Source organism: Leifsonia sp. Leaf336, assembly GCF_001423695.1.
Lineage (GTDB): Bacteria > Actinomycetota > Actinomycetes > Actinomycetales > Microbacteriaceae > Leifsonia.
In genome coordinates this window covers 1-19,717 of sequence record NZ_LMOZ01000004.1, presented here as the reverse complement: position 1 = coordinate 19,717, position 19,717 = coordinate 1, and the positions used below count along the sequence as shown (strand labels likewise).

The 19,717-nt window shown below is 62.4% G+C and carries 18 protein-coding genes; 17 read left to right on the top strand and 1 reads right to left on the bottom strand.

The window, feature by feature from the left end; genetic code table 11:
- The 12 genes from ASF88_RS19980 to ASF88_RS20595 all read left to right on the top strand — a co-directional run.
- Nucleotides 1–1,332 (top strand): RHS repeat-associated core domain-containing protein (locus tag ASF88_RS19980; protein ID WP_235493590.1); only part of this gene is annotated, 1,332 nt, incomplete at its 5' end.
- A 261-nt stretch (nt 1,333–1,593) separates the two neighbouring features.
- Nucleotides 1,594–1,869 carry a hypothetical protein gene (locus ASF88_RS20620; RefSeq protein ID WP_157498467.1) on the top strand — a complete coding sequence of 92 codons (276 nt, stop codon included), beginning with the start codon at nt 1,594–1,596 and terminating at the stop codon, nt 1,867–1,869.
- Between the two features lie 1,179 nt (nt 1,870–3,048).
- Entirely contained in the window at nt 3,049–3,279 is a 231-nt protein-coding gene (locus ASF88_RS20615) for a hypothetical protein (RefSeq protein WP_157498466.1), read from the top strand.
- A gap of 932 nt (nt 3,280–4,211) precedes the next feature.
- On the top strand, nt 4,212–5,462 hold the full coding sequence (locus ASF88_RS19970; RefSeq protein WP_162242600.1) for an RHS repeat-associated core domain-containing protein: 1,251 nt from the start codon (nt 4,212–4,214) through the stop codon (nt 5,460–5,462).
- A 51-nt stretch (nt 5,463–5,513) separates the two neighbouring features.
- Nucleotides 5,514–6,518: a hypothetical protein gene (locus tag ASF88_RS20610; protein ID WP_157498465.1), complete on the top strand. Its 1,005-nt coding sequence runs from the start codon at nt 5,514–5,516 to the stop codon at nt 6,516–6,518.
- Nucleotides 6,519–6,621: 103 nt separating this feature from the next.
- Nucleotides 6,622–7,263, top strand: a complete 642-nt coding sequence (locus ASF88_RS20750) for a hypothetical protein (RefSeq protein WP_055923153.1) — start codon at nt 6,622–6,624, stop codon at nt 7,261–7,263.
- On the top strand, nt 7,193–8,578 hold the full coding sequence (locus tag ASF88_RS19960; protein WP_055923151.1) for an RHS repeat-associated core domain-containing protein: 1,386 nt from the start codon (nt 7,193–7,195) through the stop codon (nt 8,576–8,578). The genes ASF88_RS20750 and ASF88_RS19960 overlap by 71 nt, the downstream gene beginning before the upstream one ends.
- A gap of 85 nt (nt 8,579–8,663) precedes the next feature.
- Complete coding sequence (locus ASF88_RS20605) at nt 8,664–8,999, top strand: hypothetical protein (protein ID WP_157498464.1); 336 nt, start codon at nt 8,664–8,666, stop codon at nt 8,997–8,999.
- 1,087 nt (nt 9,000–10,086) lie between these two features.
- Nucleotides 10,087–10,443 (top strand): hypothetical protein, encoded by a 357-nt coding sequence (locus ASF88_RS20600; protein WP_157498463.1) that lies wholly within the window; start codon nt 10,087–10,089, stop codon nt 10,441–10,443.
- 49 nt (nt 10,444–10,492) lie between these two features.
- Nucleotides 10,493–11,359 (top strand): hypothetical protein, encoded by an 867-nt coding sequence (locus tag ASF88_RS19950; protein WP_055923147.1) that lies wholly within the window; start codon nt 10,493–10,495, stop codon nt 11,357–11,359.
- 11 nt (nt 11,360–11,370) lie between these two features.
- Complete coding sequence (locus tag ASF88_RS19945) at nt 11,371–12,411, top strand: ImmA/IrrE family metallo-endopeptidase (protein WP_157498462.1); 1,041 nt, start codon at nt 11,371–11,373, stop codon at nt 12,409–12,411.
- A 1,410-nt stretch (nt 12,412–13,821) separates the two neighbouring features.
- Nucleotides 13,822–14,388: a hypothetical protein gene (locus ASF88_RS20595; RefSeq protein WP_157498461.1), complete on the top strand. Its 567-nt coding sequence runs from the start codon at nt 13,822–13,824 to the stop codon at nt 14,386–14,388.
- Between the two features lie 261 nt (nt 14,389–14,649).
- On the opposite strand, the gene ASF88_RS21190 is transcribed toward ASF88_RS20595, so the two are convergent.
- A complete protein-coding gene (locus ASF88_RS21190; RefSeq protein ID WP_082519116.1) occupies nt 14,650–14,952 on the bottom strand; it encodes a helix-turn-helix domain-containing protein in 303 nt (100 codons plus the stop codon).
- Between the two features lie 202 nt (nt 14,953–15,154).
- Between ASF88_RS21190 and ASF88_RS19935 the strand changes: the two genes are divergently transcribed.
- The 5 genes from ASF88_RS19935 to ASF88_RS19920 all read left to right on the top strand — a co-directional run.
- Nucleotides 15,155–16,633 (top strand): HEPN domain-containing protein, encoded by a 1,479-nt coding sequence (locus ASF88_RS19935; protein ID WP_157498460.1) that lies wholly within the window; start codon nt 15,155–15,157, stop codon nt 16,631–16,633.
- Between the two features lie 166 nt (nt 16,634–16,799).
- Nucleotides 16,800–17,186 carry a hypothetical protein gene (locus ASF88_RS19930; RefSeq protein ID WP_055923139.1) on the top strand — a complete coding sequence of 129 codons (387 nt, stop codon included), beginning with the start codon at nt 16,800–16,802 and terminating at the stop codon, nt 17,184–17,186.
- Nucleotides 17,183–17,512 (top strand): sigma factor-like helix-turn-helix DNA-binding protein, encoded by a 330-nt coding sequence (locus ASF88_RS19925; RefSeq protein ID WP_055923137.1) that lies wholly within the window; start codon nt 17,183–17,185, stop codon nt 17,510–17,512. The genes ASF88_RS19930 and ASF88_RS19925 overlap by 4 nt, the downstream gene beginning before the upstream one ends.
- A gap of 56 nt (nt 17,513–17,568) precedes the next feature.
- Nucleotides 17,569–18,726 carry a hypothetical protein gene (locus tag ASF88_RS20590; RefSeq protein WP_157498459.1) on the top strand — a complete coding sequence of 386 codons (1,158 nt, stop codon included), beginning with the start codon at nt 17,569–17,571 and terminating at the stop codon, nt 18,724–18,726.
- A gap of 598 nt (nt 18,727–19,324) precedes the next feature.
- Nucleotides 19,325–19,717, top strand: a 393-nt coding sequence (locus ASF88_RS19920) for a hypothetical protein (protein WP_157498458.1), incomplete at its 3' end; no start/stop codon positions are given.

Sequence of the window (19,717 nt, the reverse complement as noted above, 5' to 3'; positions counted from 1 at the left end):
ACCTACGGGTACGCCGCAAGCGGCGGCTGTGGGGCCAACACGGCCGCCGGCAAGGACGGCAACCGCACCTCCATGACCGACATCACCACCGCCCCCGGTGCGTCGGCGCCGAATCCGACCGTCACCGTCGGGTACTGCTATGACAACGCCGACCGGCTCACCTCCGACACCATCACCGGCGCACCCGCCAACCCGGACATCGTCATGGGCACCAACCTCACCTCGGCCGGGTCGGGAGCGAACCTGGTCTACGACACCCACGGCAACATCACCACCCTCGGCACCGAAACCCTCGGCTACGACGACACCAACCGACACGTATCCACGAGTCTCACGGACGGGACGAAGGTCACCTACCAGCGCGATGCCACCGACCGGGTCATCGCGATGACTCAAACCCCCGCAGGCGGAACCGCCACCACCGTCCACTACGCGTGCGACGGCGCGGGAGACGCGTCCGCGTTCACGTTGACCGCGACGAATGCGACGCAGGAGCAGGATGTTGACCTCCCCGGTGGCGTCACCGTCAGCGTCCGGGCCACCGCACAGGTATGGTCCTACCCGGGGCTGACCGGCAACGACCTCGTCACCACCGATGCGGCCGGAATCCGGACCGGGAAGGTCGCGCTCTACGACCCGTTCGGTGACCCCATCGACCCGGGCACAGGCAGCATCGGCACCACCACTGCAGATACGTCCGGCCCCAGCAACACCACGACCCCGAATGTCTCGAATGGGTTCGAAGGGCAACACGGCAAAGGCTCCCTCACTCTCGACGGTCTCAACATCATCGAAATGGGCGCCCGCCAATACATCCCACTCCTCGGCCGGTTCCTCTCCGTCGACCCCGTGCCCGGAGGCAACGAAAACAACTACGTCTACCCGAATGATCCAATCAACAGCAATGACCTAACAGGTCAGATGATCGCTTGGGCCGCTGCGGCTCTTGCCGGAATCGGTGGGGCGGAAGTCGCTGACATCAGCATGGACTGGAACCCGATTGGCTGGGTGGTCGCGGGAGGATTAGCGATTGCTGCCGCGGTCATTTTCACGATTGCCAGCGTCCAATCCATTCATTCGGGGCCGGCACCGGGCGTGATGTACGCCAAGAAGGCGGCTGCAAAGAAGACCACCCGCAAGAGTGGTAAAGAGAAGGCGAATGATGTACCTGAATGGGCAAGGGGTGCGCGCGCACGACCTGGCGAGTCGCCCGATCAGGCCACTGAGCGAATTCACAATGAGAACGGTAGGACGGTGCCCGGGCCGAAGGGCCGCGGGCCCACATCCGACTGGAACCGGATCAAGAAGTACATCAGCCGGAACCGGTTCTGAACCAATTGGAGGCATGATTATGGAAGTTTGGGAGGTCGCCCACGAGTACCAAGTTGTCCGCGATGACGACTGGTATTTCGACCCTGTGCGCGTCATCGGCGTTTTCCGGACGGAGGTCGACGCGCAACGAGTTCGAGACCGAGCGTCGGGCCTGCCCGGGTTTGCAGAGACGCGAACCTTTGAAGGGGAGATTGGTGTGGTCGTTAGCAGGTACCGACTCGACGAAATGCACTGGACCGAAGGATTCGTTCGGGTGGAATCATGACGGAGCAGGAATACGTCTACCAGTTGCGATTTACGGATGCGAGAACAACCCCGGGAGATTGGGAATTCTCTGATGGTATGACAATCGGCTACTTCTCGACGGAGGCTAGGGCGAGAGAAGCTTTGCGAGTAGCGGGAAACCTCCCGGGATTTCGCGACGATATCGACGGGTTTTCAATCATACGGCGTCGCATTGGAGCTATTGAATTCGACCGAGGATTTGATCCTCGCGACGACCTGGCCGTAATCGATAACTGGTTAAGCGAAAATTGACGCAGAAAGGCGAGTTGCGCCGGAGTGTCATTTTCGCAACCAGTGGGGATAAGCCATCTTCGACTGGACAACAGTCCTGGCGCTTTGAACGGTAACGGCTGGAATTTGGTAGTTTCATCATCGGCGCCCTTGCGGGTGGTCCGGGCACATAGATAGCCTCACGCGAGTTTGGCAATAGCGCTGACCAATACCACAACTACGGCCGAGTTGAGATCGGCACCATCACCCGTCGACACCTCCGGCCCAGTCAGCACCACCACGCCGAACGTGTCCAACGGATACGAAGGCGCCCACGGCCAAGGCCTGCTCACGCTCGACGGGCTCGCCACTATCGAAATGGGCGCCCGGCAATACGTGCCCCCGTTGGGACGGTTCTTTCTGTCGACCCAATCGCTGGAGGCAACTCCAACGACTACAACTACCCCGACGACCCCATCAATGCCAACGACCTCACTGGGGACTGGGGCCTCATGCTCAGCGACGCCGGGCCGCATGGACGAGCAATCGCTCCGGCAACGCTGTATGCACTCAATAGCGGACGCTTAGTGGTGCAGGACGGGCTGACCATGTCGGTGACCGGGCCCGCGCCTGCCACAGGGACCGCGTTGGTGAGTACGTCTACGACGTCATGGGTCGTGTCGCCGGCACCCTCGCCCCCGGAGATTCCACGTGGGCGTGCACCAGCTACGACAACCGGGAACGGAGGCCGCGCACAGCGCGGGTGGGGCCTTCGCAGGCGTCCTGAGCGGAGCGGGGTCTGTCTCTAGCTTCGGAGGCGCGTATCAGGACTGGTGACCCCGCGGGCGATCGGCACGCCGGAGGCCTGGATTACAACGCACACTGGATAATGTCTCTTCTGAATAAACCGCAGGGCGTGTCCGCAGATTTTGCGTATGACCCGACATCACCTGGAGGCCGGGTCCTAACGTGTGAGCGCGTAAGCCGTAATGAACGGCTCCAACCGCGTATTTCTCGTCTTCCGGGGGATGCTATACCAGCCCGAGTACCGGCACTGACTCACGTACTCAGGGCCGGCACCTGCGGATCCCAACGGGAACGGAACGTCTCAATGCGCTGCGTCCTTAGCATCCGTCGTATTCATCGAGGCGCCACCGCTCGCAGTAGTAGTTGGCGTGGCACTAGTCTGCTGGACATGTGGGTCGCTAGGAGGAGGATGGAGTGGAAGGCAAGGGGGCGCGCCACTGGCGCGGCGTCGCACTTGGCCTGATCTTTCTGGCGTTGGGTAGCATCCCGGCAATCTTTTTCGGATGGCAGACCGCAAGCTATGTACTTGCCGTAGGTGGCCTCTTCCTCGCGGTTGGTGAGCTGATGTGGATCATCTGGTCTCGACGTCGACTTCTTCATGGGACAGGAGAAGGCGCGGATCCGGATCACAAGAAACGACCTTGAGAGAAATGGATGTTCTCGCTCGTTGTGAATCCACTTCAAGCACCCGCAACCTCTCGACTGGAAACCACCGGCGGGAGAAGAACCCGAGGACGATATCGTCCCTGAAGTTGACGGATAGAGTCACCACGTGAACGGGCATCCGGTGAATGAGAAGCAGGTGCAGCCGCCTGATGAATTTCCTTATCGTTCGAACGTCGGTCGGCATTCGAGTCGGGCCCGAATGGTCGCGCTTTACGCTTTCGAGTTCCGCTCACGGCCAGCTTGGATCCTCGTATTCGTGTTGACCTGCACCATGTTGGGAGTTGCGAGCACGATGTTGATAACTGGCGGCCCTTTAGCGTGGCAATGGTGTCTGATTTGGATGATAGGGTGCCTGTGGTCGTTGGTTCCGTTTGGCACCCAACTCAGGCGGAACATACGGGTGGCCGAGCAGCGTGACCGTGAGGGCGACGTGTTAGCGAGTTCTTTCGACGCCGATGCCATGTGGGTCCGAAACGGCGACCGGCTGAATAGGTTCCCGTTCGGTGATTACACCCTCTCGATCCGTTCGAAGAGGTACGGCTATTTGGCTCCGATTCAACGCGGAAGCATCGGTGTCGTCCTTCCGATCGAGCTGTTTCCGGGCTCCTGCGACCCATCGACTGCGTCCCCTTGGCGTGCAAATAACACCTGATAGTTAGACGAAACTACGTGGGCGTTCGCGGCCGGGCAGACGCCGGTCAGTGACACGGTGGCACGGTCGCGGGCCGGGCGGATCGTGCAGGACACGATCGCCGACGGGCCCACCAACTATGTCTCCACCTACGGGTATGACACCGTCGGCCGGCTGGTTACCGCGAGCGTGCCCTACAACCAGCTCACCTACGGGTACGCCGCAAGCGGCGGCTGTGGGGCCAACACGGCACACCGTCGGCCGGCTGGTTACCGCGAGCGTGCCCTACAACCAGCTCACCTACGGGTACGCCGCAAGCGGCGGCTGTGGGGCCAACACGGCAGCGGGCAAGGACGGCAACCGCACCTCGATGACCGACATCACCACCGCCCCCGGCGCCTCGAGCGCGAATCCGACCGTCACCGTCGGCTACTGCTATGACAACGCCGACCGGCTCACCTCCGACACCATCACCGGGGCGCCAGCCAACCCGGACATCGTGATGGGCACCAACCTCACCTCGGCCGGGTCGGGGGCGAACCTGGTCTACGACACCCACGGCAACATCACCACCCTCGGCACGGAGACCCTCGGCTACGACGACACCAACCGGCACCAGACCACCACCCTGGTCGACGGGACAACCGTCAGCTACCAGCGCGACGCGACCGACCGGGTCATAGCGATGACCCAAACCCCCGCCGGTGGGACCGCCACAACCACCCACTACTCGTACGGTGGCACCGACGACGCGGCCGCTTACACGCTCACCGCAACGAATACGGCGCAGGAGCAGGCTCTCGCCCTGCCGGGTGGCGTCACCGTCAGCATCCGAGCCACCGCACAAGTGTGGTCCTACCCGGGCCTAACGGGTAACGACCTCACCACTACGGACGCGATGGGAACCCGGACCGGCGCGGTTGGGCTGTACGACCCGTTCGGCGACCCCATCGATCCGGGCAGCGGCGGCATCGGCACCACCACAGCAGATGCGTCCGGACCAAGCAACACAACAACGCCGAACGTCTCGAACGGGTTTGAAGGGCAGCACGGCAGAGGCTCCTTCACCCTCGATGGTCTCAACACCGTCGAAATGGGCGCCCGACAGTACATCCCACTTTTCGGCCGGTTTCTCTCCACAGACCCCATCGTCGACGGCAACAGCAACACCTATAACTACCCCAACGACCCCATCAACAGTCAGGACATCAGTGGTGAGAAGGGTGGCATTGCTGGGTCTTGTTCAGCGTATCTGCATGGGCATGCCCGATCAGCTTGTAACGCTCGGACGCACAAGTCGGTAGCAAAGGTTACCCAGCGGACCAATCGTAAGATCGTCCAAAAGGTCCGGTACTACCAGTCGCATCCGCGAGACCTGGTTATCGACGGCACCACATTCATTATCGGTGGCCTCTCGGGCGTAGCGTGCACGGGGATCACCGAGGGAACTGCGGCGATACCATGCTTTATCGCGAGCCACGCGATCTCAGAGTTTCTCAATCATGGGCTCAAGACCGGTAGAGCGTTTTGAAGGAGCGAAAGGTAGTGCGCGCCAATGACACGCCGTGCTTTAGCCGGTGAGATGACGGGTTTCACCCGGTTCCTCCGGGGGCTCTACATCGTGCCGGTGTTGGTAGCCCTCGTGGCGCTGGATGGGATTGCGTCCAACCTTGGTGCTGCACAGACCACAGACTTTCGACTCGGTGTCCTTATCGGAAGTCTTGTTGCGGCCGTGGTCATTACTACCCCTGTCGTGGTCGCGAACGTGCACGCCTCGGTCAGGCTTCGGAAGCTAAAGCAGCTGAACCCAACCGTGTTGGTTTGGGAGGCCGCTCTTGATCCCGCGACTGCGGCGAGCTTGATCGCCCTAGATCCCTTACGTGGCCCCACAGGATTGGTGCGCTTCGGTCTGACGGCGCTTACCATCGCCGCTGGCCCTGGAACGATTCGCGGGTACGTCGGGTCTCGAAGGCTCCAGGAGGTATTCGCGTTCTCTGCCCAGCAGCTGACGAGCATCCAAGACGTAAGGGTGTCGAACGGTTGGGGTTCCGTGCCGGGAGTCCGTCTGGACCTTCAAACCGAGGCCGGTCGCTGTTCGCTGTTTCTTTCGATAAGGTCAAGGTCGCTTCCCGGGCTTCGCTCACGCCGTGAATGTCGGAATCTCATAACTCACGTCCTGACAGAAACGACGAACTTGCCGCCGTCGGAACCTCGGGAAGTCGGCGCCCACTCGCCGGAGTCGACCACTCTCAGTACTCTGAGCACGAATGCTCGCGGCACGTTCGAAGCGCTTCTGGGTGTGACTACTGCTCTTGGACTGCTCTATGTTTCGGGCATAGCCGGGCACATCCTCAACGCTGTCGGTGCGACCTGGCCTCCGATCGTGATGGGCGTCGCATCGTCGCCTCTCCTTGCATGTCTGCTGGGAATTGTCATACTCGGATTTCAGCGTCGTTTCGCCCGCGCCTTCTTCGACGAGATTTCCCACGGCTACACGACTCTTCGATGGCTCGTCGGGGTCGTGCCCCAACGCGATGTCACATCAGGACTGATTCTGCGGAACGCCGGGACCGAACCTTTGTCGTGAGACGAAGAGAAGAGAATAATCGCACAAGCGAGACAAGCATGAGGCCAGCTGGCTAGCCTCGACGGCAGGCTGTCCGTCCTGGGCCGATGGACGATGATCGTGGATGCAGACCCTCTCGGCCACGGTGAAGCTTCCGGACGGGTCGACGCACACCGAGGCGTACGCGTACAACGACGACGGGCAGACCGTGGCCGTCGCCGAGGACGGCAACACCATCGCCACCTCCACCTACACGACCGGTGTCCTGACCGCGGTCGCCTACCCGGGCGGCACCAGCAACGCCGGCAACGGCACCTCCGGAACGTTCGGGTACACACCCACCGGGGCGCAGACCTCCGTGGCGTGGGCGTTCGCGGCCGGGCAGACGCCGGTCAGCGACACGGTGGCACGGTCGCAGGCCGGGCGGATCGTGCAGGACACGATCGCCGACGGGCCCACCAGCTACGTCTCCACCTACGGGTATGACACCGTCGGCCGGCTGGTTACCGCGAGCGTGCCCTACAACCAGCTCACCTACGGGTACGCCGCAAGCGGCGGCTGTGGGGCCAACACGGCACACCGTCGGCCGGCTGGTTACCGCGAGCGTGCCCTACAACCAGCTCACCTACGGGTACGCCGCAAGCGGCGGCTGTGGGGCCAACACGGCAGCGGGCAAGGACGGCAACCGCACCTCGATGACGGACATCACCACTGCCCCCGGCGCATCGAGCCCGAATCCGACTGTCACCGTCGGCTACTGCTATGACAACGCCGACCGGCTCACCTCCGACACCATCACCGGCGCGCCCGCCAACCCGGACATCGTGATGGGCACCAACCTCACCTCGGCCGGGTCGGGCGCGAACCTGGTGTACGACAGCCACGGCAACATCACCACCCTCGGCACGGAGGCCCTTGGCTATGACGACACCAACCGGCACCTGAGCACCACGCTGGTCGACGGGACGACGGTCACCTACCAGCGCGACGCGACCGATCGGGTCATCGCAATGACCCAAACCCCCGCCGGCGGCACAGCCACGACGGTCCATTACGCGTACGCGGGCGGCGCAAGCTCGGCCGCATTCACCCTCACCACGAGCAACACCACGCAGGAGGAAACGCTTAGCCTGCCTGGAGGAGCGACCGTCAGCATCCGCTCCGCCGGGCAGGTGTGGTCCTACCCGGGCCTGACTGGACACGTTCTCGTCACGACCGACGGGGCGGGTGTCCGGACCGGTGCCGTGGCGTTGTATGACCCCTTCGGTGACCCCATCAACCCCACCACCGGCTGCATCGGCACCACCACCGCCGACACCTCCGGACCCGTCAACACCACCACCCCGAACGTGTCCAACGGATACGAAGGCGCCCACGGCAAAGGCCTACTCACCCTCGACGGCCTCGCCACCATCGAAATGGGCGCCCGCCAATACGTACCCCTCCTCGGGCGGTTCCTCTCCGTCGATCCCGTCGCGGGCGGAAACGCCAACGACTACAACTATCCGAATGACCCCATCAACGGGAACGATCTCACCGGTCAATATGGGTTCCGCCTAAACGACTATGGAACCACTGCACCCGTCATGGGGTCAGCCCACCGCGCAGCTGCCCAGGCTGTGACAACCAATGTGGGCACCAACGCTTATTCCGTACCGAAGCCGAGGCCCGTCAGCCCCGCTTGCAACCCCGATCGCGGTGTCGGCGAACAGAACAGGCTACTTTCCAATGGGCTGGGGGCGCTTGCGAGCCTTAGCGCGTTGGGGGCGGTTGCGACTGCAGAGGACCAGCCTGAACTCTCGGGAATGTTCGGCGCGATATCGCTCGGAGCGGGGATCGGCGCTGCAGGTATCGACTGCACAGACGTCTGGATGACGGGAGGAAACGCAACCGGCTGCGTCCTCGACTTAGTATCTCTAGGTACGGCACTTCCGGGTCCGCTTGCAAAGATGATGGGAGCAACAGGCACGGTCACGGATCAGATTTCTGGAGGCTTTGGCGCCTTCGGCGTCAATATCGGGGCCGCCGGTAACGCGGCGGGCTGGGGTTCGTGGCTGTTTCCACCGGATTGCAAGGGCTGAACAAATGAAAGACTTTCGCAGAGTCGCGCCAGTCTCCGGACCCTCTTCGTATCGGGTCTCGAGAATTGGCATGTGGTTCATAGGTGTGTTTGTCGCGTTCTGCTTCGCTACTGCGATCACAGTGCTGTCCAGACCCAGTCACCCCGATCAATTGGCAACATCGGTCTTCTTCTCGATGCTCGGCGGATTGATCGTGGCGGCACTACTATGCCTAGCCTTCATCGCCGCGTATCAGCTGCAGGCGAGACGAGAACGTGAGAAAGGCTTCACCTGGCAGCCTGCGCAGTACCAAAACTTGGACCAGATCGAACCGGTCACGTATGTGATCATTAGGTCCGCCGGGGAAACCTTTCTTTCCGAGGCGGAGCTCAAGCGTAGGCGAGCTGAAGCACGTGCATGGGCAGCGAAGCATCCGACATGAAACCCTCCGCAAGGGCTACATTCACGTTCATCGGGGGCGTGACTTTCGCAGTTTTTTTCGCCGCGCGCGCGGTGATTGGTGCCGATCAAGCGGGAGGAGCCCCGGCAGCCACCGGGGTGGTCCTCTTCCTAGTAGCTGGCGCAGTATTCATCCTCGTAGGACTTGCGCTGCAAGCTCGGCCGAGCCTGCTTGCTTATCGGGCGCTCCAGGCTGAGTTCCCGAACGCGACCGTTGCGCGAATCCTTGCCTCTGCCGATTTTCGTTTTGGGGTCAATCGTCTCAAGAGTCTCCCGCCCGGCGCGCATGTCCCGAGACATGTCCTGGTGCTAATCAGCGGAGACACGATTGCGTTTTGGTCGCCGCGACAACCCGGTCCGTCCTTGGTTTTGGACTTGAGGGACGTCCTTGACGTGCGGGTGCGCTCGACCTCGAATACTGGCTATTCGTTCCGTCATCGGGTGTTCGTGGAGCTTTCCTCCGGGACCGGTGGCCGGGTCTCCTTGCCGATGGTTGTTCTTCGCAATCGACACTTCACTTCATTCGCCGATGGAGCGACCGCGGCCGCGAACTTGGCGCATTCGATCGAGCGCGCAAAGGCCTAACTCGGCGCGAGTGGTGGAGCTTCGAGATGGCGGGCAAGTCGTGAGGCGGCCGGGATTCCAGTCCTAGGCCGGGTCGACGTCGGAGTCGAGGAACAGCTTCACATTGGTTATCGAGGAAGGCGGATTTGCAGAACTTGCCAATACACCCGCTACGAACTGACATGATATATACATCGGCGCACTCTAACAGGCGCGGGGGTGTGGGCGAGTGCCGGTTCGTTCAAGTGCCGTTCACGCACGTTGACGTCCACCGCGGCTACCATCAGGGTCTATCGCAGCAGCTGCTTCCCACATCATGGACCCCCCAACACACTGTCGGTGAGGCGCCTGTAGCGGCGTGACGCCTCTCAAAGTCGATTCTGGACGACCGAACTCCGGTAAGTCCGGCCATGACGATCTCGACAGCCGATCACACGCCAGCCAATGGTGTGTGACCACCGAACGGGGCGCACCGCCTGGAGTCCAGCTCCCGGTAGCGTGTGGGGATGCCAGGTGCTGACGCCAAGCGCGGGGACATCTACAACGTCCACCCCGACGCAACCCTCGAAGGGGACGCCCACCCGACGCCACGACCTATGGTCTGCGTAGCGGAACTGCCCACCAACGGGTACATCTGGAGTGCGATGTCGAGGACGACGTCTGTCGGCAACGGCGAGGACCTCATCAGTCCTGCAGACACGTCGCTTGGGCTCACCGAAGACGGTTGGTGGACGTACCGCTACCTGCGGTCGGTGAAGAAACGGTGGACAGGGGACCCGACGTGGTGCGACTACAAGGCAACACTGACCGAGCCGCTGCTCGGCGCGGTCATGGCGCACTACATGTCCCGCAACGACCCGTGACTCTGATACCTTGAACGACTCTCCCTACCCGAATCGAAAGCGCTCCCGCATGTTCACGATTGAGACCCCGCCCATCGGTGTCGACGTCGACGTCTGGCGCGGCGAGAGCGTGGCGTCTCCGGAAGCTGGGGACCTCTGGCTCATCTCCGCTGATGGCGAAGCGCTGGGCCTCGCAGTTCTCGCTAGCGTGCACACGACGTTCGCCCTCTGCTGGCCGGTGACCACCGCTGACACGCCGGTCTTCGAGGACGTCCTTGAGGTCGCGTCCACGCCGCTTGGTGTGCCGCTACTCGCCTGGCCGGCACGTGAGACCGGTATCGGCCTCCACATGCTTCACCGAAAATACCGTTCACTGCTTACGTCGCGGACAATGCGCATCGTCGAGTCCGTCATCGACGACGGAGGGACCGAGTACCCGTTGCCGCTGGCCCCTCGCACAGTCGAGGGCGAGGAAGCACAGGCGATAAGCGATGAGATGGTGGAGCGCTGGGAGCGAATCTGCCTCGACACGTGGCCGAAGCTGACCGCCGGCACCACTCCGCTGAACGCCGACGTCCTCCGAGCTCGGAGCGTGCAGCTTGGGGATCTAGCCGGCATCCTCCACATCGGTACCGCACTCGCTGTGGGCCTCTTCCGTGGTGAGATCGCCCCGACAGATCAGCAGGTGGCAGCTCTGGCCGCAGCCCTCCGCCTAGAGCCTGATGCCTTGCTGAACCCGGGGACCGACGCGGGCGCGCTGATGCTGATAGAACCATTGTTCAAAGAGCCGATACTCGGCCTCGCCAAGTCGTGGAACGTGTCAGAGGCTCTCGCACGCGACATCGTCCGCAGCGAATACGGTCTCGCTGCTCGCTCCGACGGGAACGCGCACGCGCGGATGCAGGCAACCATCGACAGACTTCGAACGGCGCGCTGATTGTGGGTGCTGTGGAGCTCGAACAGTTCCGGCTCATGGTCGAACGGAACGACTACCGCGGCATCGCGGACGAACTCGCACGGCTGGAAGCGGAACGCGGTGTCATCGATATCACCGCTCTCGGCGACGACCCGGAGTCCGCGGTTGTCGACAACCTCGAGCTAGAGCTTGAATACGCCACCGACTTCGCCCCGACTTGCTCGGTCTACGGGTACTACCGGTACCGAGGCGGGGAGCCCTCAGTCATCGTCGTTCATCCGTCACTATCGGCTGAGCGGGACAACTTCACCATCGTCCACGAGTACGGTCACCACGTTCAACGGCACCATGCTGACTGGGCGGACGTCCGCTACTCCCTCCCCGCGGCCCGAGGCGACAAAGTCGAGGAGAAGGTCGCTGACGCTTTCGCAGCCGCCGTGCTCATCCCGGAAGACGCTGTCCCCGACGACGCTGGGCTGAGTGCGCGGGCTCTCGCGAGCGTGTACGCACAGGTTCGGGCGTCACGGTCAGCGGTCGCAAGCCGCATGGTGGAGCTAACGTCCACGGGCCGCGCCGGAACGGTCGTCGTCTGCGACTTCGAAGGTCGGGTCATCTTCGCCCGCGCAACCGACGACGAAGTCTTCGCTCCCGCCCGCGGCATCGTCCAGCCAGACCTCGCACGCCTCTTCGACCAGGCAGCCAATGCCGGCGGCAGTCTCACCGCACCTCTCCAGGTGGGGCTTCGGGCGATGTCTGGGTGGACGCTTACGGACCTAACGGCGGAGCTCGTCATTGACCACACGGGCGGGTACGCGTTCGTCGTCATCACGCCGAACCAGGTGTACGGGCGACAGCAGGAGTGGGCCCGCCGCTGGCATGAATGCCCGAATCCCGCCTGCGGGGAGGTGTTCGTCGTTGACGAGACCGTGGAAATCCACGACGTGTGCGGCGACCCGAAATGCCCGGAGTGCGCGTGGTGCTCGTGCGAACGCGTAGAGACGTTCTGCAAGAACTGTTTCATGGCGCTCTCCGTCGCCGAACAGTCCGGCGAAGTCGAGCACGAATGCGCCTGACCTGGCCAGCGCCGCACCGCGGGCTGTATGACCTTCAAGTGTGGACGTTTCGCGATGGACGGCACGTCGACGTCGCGGGGAACAATCCCGAACTGAGCGCAGACGCCAGCGGCGGGCAATACGCCCGTTCGATGTCGCAGCGGTGACCTCCGCGTCGGTGTCGCGTGTCGAAGAGGCGTCGAGCTGACATAATAAATATTATCAGCGGTCGAGTTTGGCCTGTCGCTAGCGGTGATCCGGGTCTCGGAATGAGAGCATCACGTCCCAGATCGCTTTGGCCCGCGAGCGTTCCTGGAGGCCCGAGAAGTAGGTGATCACACTCTCGGACGCTTTGACGGCGGCTCCGCTTGCTGCGCCGACAAGAGCGCCGGAAGCCGTCGGAACTGAGCCACGAGCGGGCTCCGCTGCTCAGCGCGATGCGCTGCGACCCCGAAGCAACTCAGTGGCCAGCCGACACGATCGGCAGAGCTGGGTACTCAACTACCGCACGCGATCGTACGGTCCTACATTCCGCATAGCCTTGGCGCGAGGCCTCAACTGGCGGCCCCTCCACGAGATGAGGGTCGACTGGACCGGCGGTGTCGGATGATTTCCGTGCAGCGCAAGCCCAGCCCGGCGACCGCGGCGAAAACGGCGAGTCCGATGGTGAGGCCACTCAGCTGCAGGAATAAGCCCGTCCATCCGGCCAGGGAGTCCGTGGCTTCCACAGCCCACACGACAAAGTTTGACGCAAGGGCGGACCATGTGAGCAGCCCCGCAACCCACAGCAGGTTGCTCCACGTTGGTTTTTGGCCTCGGCGCCAAAGCTGGGCCATCGCTGCGAGCAACACGAGCATCGTCGCGATGAAAACGACGACAGCAGGGCCGACCGGGTAGCTATTCCATCGTGAGTCGTATCGCCCCTGCATGCTGGTGACGCCGATCGTCAACACCCATAGATACGCTCCGCATGCGGCCACCGCAGAGAGGATTGTGACGGGGATGCTCGGTCTCAACGCGGCTCGTGTGCTCATCATCGTTCGCCGCAATCGGCCTGCGTATTCGCGTCTTCACTTTGCTGAGGGGCGCTCTCAGTGTTCACGCCACCCGAAGTCTCCGGCACGGGCACAGTGCCCTCCACGAGGGGGTGCCGATTTCCCCAGCCATAGTAGACACCGGACCCGGTGTGCTGGGCGAAGGCGGCACTGTGCAGACACACGAACGATTCGACCTTCGGCGCTGGCGCCTGGACCACCCTGCTTGCCATTCCCTGAAGATAGTCGCCGCCAATGCTGAAGGCACAACCCCCGATCTGGTGGGTTGCCAACTACTCCGGATTTGTACCATGTGAGCCTCGTGGCCTCGTCCATAAGTTCGGAGGACTTCTTCAATCCGTGAAGAAGTCTCTCGAAGGGATTCACGTTGAAACACATGAAGACGATCGTTGCCTCAGTCGTAATGACTGCGGCCCTGGTCTTCGGGTTTGCCGGTCCGGCAAACGCCGCTGTTGGCACTCCGACTGACGCTCACGTGTCTTTCACCCAGACTTATGCGACCGTCGGTTGGAGTGCGGCGACGGGAGCGTCTTCCTATACCGTCATCGTTTCCAAGGACGGCTACTCCGGACCTTTTCGCGGCTACACAACGACGGCAACGTCGATTCAGATCTCGTTCAAGGACTTCCCCTATCAGGACGGCTCCTCCAGGCCGTACCGTTTCACCATCCAGGCAGCTGGCGGTGGCTCCACGTCAGCGATCAAGGCCTTCTCTCCAAGTGGTGGCGGGGTGTCGACGAGCAATCAGAGTGCGGCTGGGCAAAAGGTTGCTGACTGCATTCATCAGGGAAGTGCGGCTGGTCTTGTCACAGCCGGCGGCGCAGGCCTGGTCACTCTGGCCGCTGTGTGGATCCCGGGTGTTGATGCCGTAACCGCCGGCGGGGCAGCTCTCGCGATCGCAGGTAGCGCGGCCGGAACCTACATCGTCTGCATTCTGAACTAGGTAGACTCAAGTGGAGATGTCAAGCACAAAGAACCGGGCCGGAAGTCCGCTACTGACTAGCCTCCTCATTTTTGTGGTGGTGGGCTGCGGTCTACTGTTTCTCTTTACGTCATTCGCCTGGCCGGTTTGGCAGGTCGTGGTCGTCGGATTTGGGTTGGCACTGTTCGCGGCCGTCGTGACCTACATCGCGGGCCGCCGTAGGCAGCTCTAGCTTCCATTTGACCTAGGGCAGGGACCCGGGCGACATCCGGGCACCCTGCCTTAGGCCTTCTCGTCGCACTTGGTCGTGGGGATACGAGTGCAGAGGTTGCCAGTTGGGCTCGGGGGCCACCACTGAGCATCCAGTATTCCCGCCACGAACGCAGCGGCTACGAGAGCAGCCCGGTTCTCGACCCCGAACCGTTCCTCCATTGTGGTGATGTGGTGGGCAACGGTGTGCACTGTAATGAAGAGTTTGCGGGCGATCTCAATATGCGTGACGCCGCCACTTAGCCAGGCCAGCACCTCGACTTGTCGCTTCGTCAGTCGTGGAGCTCCACACGATCGACAGGAATGACGTCGCATCTATTCGACGCCACCCAAACACGTACCCCCCGGTATTGCTCGAAAAGAGCGTAGCAAAGGTCCCGCCGTCTGATGGACACTCGGTTCTACCCGCATACGCTGGCCACGGCGTCCTGGCTGATCTTGCGGCGGTAGTTGGCGATACGCTCGGTGATTGAGCGACTCAATTGTTGCGAGTCGGGGCGATTGGGGAGGACCTACGGTGGGGCAGCGACTCGATCCGGCGTTAGTGGAAGTCCGCAGCGCCGCCGAAGCGTTCTTGAGAGTGGGTTTTCGCGAACTCACGCGTATCCGGGTGTTGCCGGTGCCGATGTTCGGCCGTTTCATCAAGCTGGGGACGCACTATGCCGGTTCAGTAATGTACGAGCCGGAATTCGTGGCCCTAGAGAAAGCGCTGCGGCAGGCATTTCCGGAACACTTCAATATCGCGCCGTTAGAGCCCGGGGAACGGTTGCCGGCAAGTCATTGGATCTTCGGTCTGCTCGAGGCGGCTGTGGCCGCGTCCGCCGCTTATGACGAAGACCCTGACCCCAACTGGAGCTTCGTTGCCGAACTGATCGATGATCTCCTTGAACAACTGCAAGCGGGCGCGCGCGGTCTGGTGCACTGCAGGGTCATCTCGCATCTGACGACCTCGACTATGGAACCGGTCGAATTCGAGGATGTAACCATCATTCCGGTTCCTGATCCCGCATTCGCTCCTGAGTTGATGCGGATGGTGATGCGCGAAATACCCATGGCTCGGCAAGCGTTTTTGGACGCGCCGCCGATCGCGTTCGACCATCCCCGCGCCATTGTCGTTGCCCGCTCCAACTCGAGCATGGGCCGAGATCCCTTCGCCGCGCTAGAAGCGCTCAGTCGACGCGTAGACCGGTTCCTCCTGCTGTCCCGGTTGGTGACAGGCACGTCCGGGCGCGCGGTGTGGAGCATCAGCGGTTCCACAGGCCGGGTGTCCGAGTTTCATCCGCTAGGGAAGGCGATCGCCTCCGCCAATTCGGGTCCGCAGATGATTAAGCGTGTAGGGGTTCTGTCCGACTCGCTCGTTCCTGGGTTTTCGGCCCTGGCAAAGGCGATCGACGATGCTGAGGTAACTCGCGAAAAGCGCATGTTCGCGTCGTTCGACTTTGCACTAGCTAGGTTCACCCGCTCCTACGCGTCGGACGACCTGGCAGATTCCCTCGTTGACCTCGCCACGTCCATGGAAGGCATCTTGCTCGGCGGCGACGCGGGTACCGAAGACGTCGGACTGCGCCTTCGCTCACGCGCGGCCGCATTGCTCGCCACCAAAAGCGACCCGGCGCCGACAATCTATCGAGACGTCAGCGACCTCTACTCCATCCGCTCCAAGCTCGTACACGGAAGCACGTTGGAAATCAAAGAGCTCATGCGCCTACTCCGCCGGGTCGTTCCCGACCACGACGACAAGTTCGGCGCAGAATCCTTTGCGTTCGCGGTAGACCGTCTCCGCGATCTCGTGCGTCGCGCGATCCTGGCACGCCTCGCGTTGGCCGCCGATCAGAAGACACACTGGACCTTCCAAGGGACAACCTCGGTTGACGCCCAACTCTCCGATGATTCGACCAGACAGGTGTGGCGGTCAGTTTGGCGCGCCACCATGAACAGCCACGGTCTCGACGCGGCATGCGAGCCAGCACCGAAGGCAGAGGGTCTGTACTTCTGAAGCATGCGGCAGGAGTTGCTCTCACTTCTGAGCTGGTCAGCGCGGGCTGCTGGACGGCCGCGGTGGGCCCAATCGAGACAGCCGGCCCCGCTCCCCTACTGCCACCGGAGGCAGAATGAGGGTGGTAGTAGTTGCAGCTAATAATAGCTCCTGCTAATATTGAGGTATGAACATCGACTGGTCGCGCGACTTCGATCGCCAGCTGGATCGGCTGGAGGCGGACAAGTCGGAGCGGGGCCAGCAGGTGTACAGGCTGCTCGTGCTCATGTTGCGTCGGCTGCGGGAGCTCGACGCAGCTCCCGTTGAAGAGACGGCGATGCTCAAGCGCGTTCGGCAGTCGCGGCAGTACCCCGTGTGGCGGGTCTCGCACCCGTATCGGGAGGGGATCGCGTTGCGGCTGATCTGCTGGTTCCCCCCGGATCAGGATCGGGTGGTGGTGGCATTGTTCGCCGGCGAGAAGGCGTCGATGGGTGACGTGTTCTATGACTCGGTTGGCACGCGGGCGGATCAGATCATTGAGCGTTGGTTGGAAGACACAGAGGAGGAGTCATGAGCAGGAAGCATTTCGTGAACGGGAACGATCGCCTGGACCAGATGATCGCCGAGATTCCCCCCGCGGAAGTCGAGCAGTTCGACGCTGAAGCGGACGAGATGGACCGGGTGTATGCGATGAGCCTGGCGATGGTCCGGGAAGCCGGCAAGCGGACCCAGGCCGAGATCGCCCGCGAGCTGCATGTGACTCAGGGGGCGGTGTCGCAGCTGGAGAAGCGCGACGACATGCTGTTGTCCACCCTCCGCGGTTACTTGACCGCGACGGGCGCCCAGAACCCGCGCATCCTGGTCACGATCAACGGCCGCGACGTCGAACTCGACATTTAGGACCCCGGTCTTACGATGTGCTCGTGCGATAGACGGTCGGCCGGCAGGAGCCTCAGATGATCAACCGATCCGACGACAATACAAGCGCTCTCTCGAGCACGCCGCAGACCACGCGAGTGTTCATTGTGACGGGCCTTATGTCAGGCCTTTGGCGAGTCGCGGTCGCCACTACCGCGCTGTTGTACCTCGTTGGGCTCTGGCTGGCGATCAGCATTCAACCATTCGGGGCGAAAGTCCCTGCGGCAGTCAGCACGATTGATCTCTCTGACGCGTGGGGCTTTCTGACCGTCCTCTCCGCGCTGACGATTGCCGCCCAGGTGTCGGCATCGAGCAATCATCAGCAGCGAGATTCCTTCGCCAGACGTCGAGCCCCACGGTTCAACAATCTTGCAGCCGCGACAGGAGCCGTGGCGATCGTGGGCTGGATTTTTCTGTTCGCTCGATTCCAAGGGACCGAGCCCGGGGCACTGGCACTGATCACGGTCTCGACGGCGGGAATCGTTTTTTTCGCCGCAGATGCGGCAACGATGATTGTTCGAGCTGACCAGCGGGATTCGCTTGAAATTCGGCAATGGCGTCGACTCCGCTGGAACGTGCCCGTTGTCCGACGCGAGCTCAAACGTGCCGTCAAATTCCCAGCTGGCTACTTACTGGGCTGTGTTCTGATAGCCGCGCTGTGGTCTGCGGCGATTACTCTCGCGTATGCAGGCGCGATCGTGATTGCGGAGCCAACGCAAACAGCCAAGTCGACCCCGGGCTCCGTACTGTCACAGCTGCTCGCAATATGGCTGTTCGTCGGAACGATAGCCGCAATCGCAATCACGCTGACCGTGCTCATCGCCGCTTTGAGGTTGGGAAAGATCTCGAAGCCGAACCTCGCAGGCACTCGAGTGTTAGTTGTCCTAATCGGCCTGCTTCTCTGCAGTGTGCCAGTGGCGGTCGCGATCCAACCCAACAGCAGCGGACTTCCGCCTTTGGTGATAATTAGCGCCGTGGCGCTACCTATCGTTGTCACTCTCGGTGCGCTATCGCCGCTTGTCGCGCTTAGGCGCGGGTCAAAGGCGTTCTGGACGCCCCGCGGATCACTGCGCGTAGGCTACGCGGCCATCGTCGGAATCCAGCTCCAGATTCTGAAGACCAGCCGAATGGATCTCGAGGCCGCGATCTCGGCGGAGCAAGCCGGCCAACTGAACGATCCAGTCGAAACCCGGTGACCTAGCGAAATGGGCGAATCCTTCGATCCGCAGAACCGCACGACTGTTCTATTGAGTGCAGGCGCGTCACTTAACGCTGGGCTTCCGCTGACGTCGCAGCTCGCCGCCGAAATTACACATTCCCCTACACAACACTGCCCAGCCATACGACGGTTGGTGGGAGCCACTCAGCCCTGACGACACGTGGCAGCCGGAGTCGACCCGTACCGTGTTCACGGCTCCTGGTATCTCACTCCCCCTTGAGCTGCATATTGATGCGGCCTCCATCGTTGGCAGGCAGCGCTGGACGGGACGAATCGACCCACTGCCGTAGTTCGGTAGATCGCGCGAGTAGCGGTGGGCTGGCGGTGATCTCAGACGACAAAGATGTGCGCCACAAGATCGAAGCGGGACGGCGTGGGTAGCTGGTTGCGGTCGATTTGTGCCACACGTTGTTGCACTTTTGGGCCGTGCCCGGCCATCGTCGTCGGCAGTGAGTCAGCGCGGCTAGGGTCCTGAGTCATGAGCGAGCTGGTGGTGCCTGAGGGCTACGCGGCGGTCCTGTCTGAGTACGGCCATTTGCGGTGTGCCCCTTGGAACCCCGCAGGACGGGCTGACCATGTCGGTGACTGGGCCGACCCCGGCCACAGGGGCCGCGTTGGTGACGAAGTACGTCTACGACGTCATGGGCCGTGTCGCCGGTGCCCTCGCTCCCGGAGATTCCACGTGGGCGTGCACCAGCTACGACAACCGCGGGCGGGTGCAAACGCAGACCTATCCAGCGTTCGGTGGCCAACCGGCCCGCACCCTCACTTACACCTATTCGGCCGGCGGTTACGACAGCAACGGCAACCAGGTCGGTGACCCGCTCACCGCCACGGTGACGGATTCCACCCAGTCCTCGACCCCGACGGGCGGGACGATCACCACGGTGGTCAACCTGGATGGGGAGCAGACCTCCTATACGGACAGTTGGGGGACGGTCACCACGACCTCCTACAACCAGGCGATG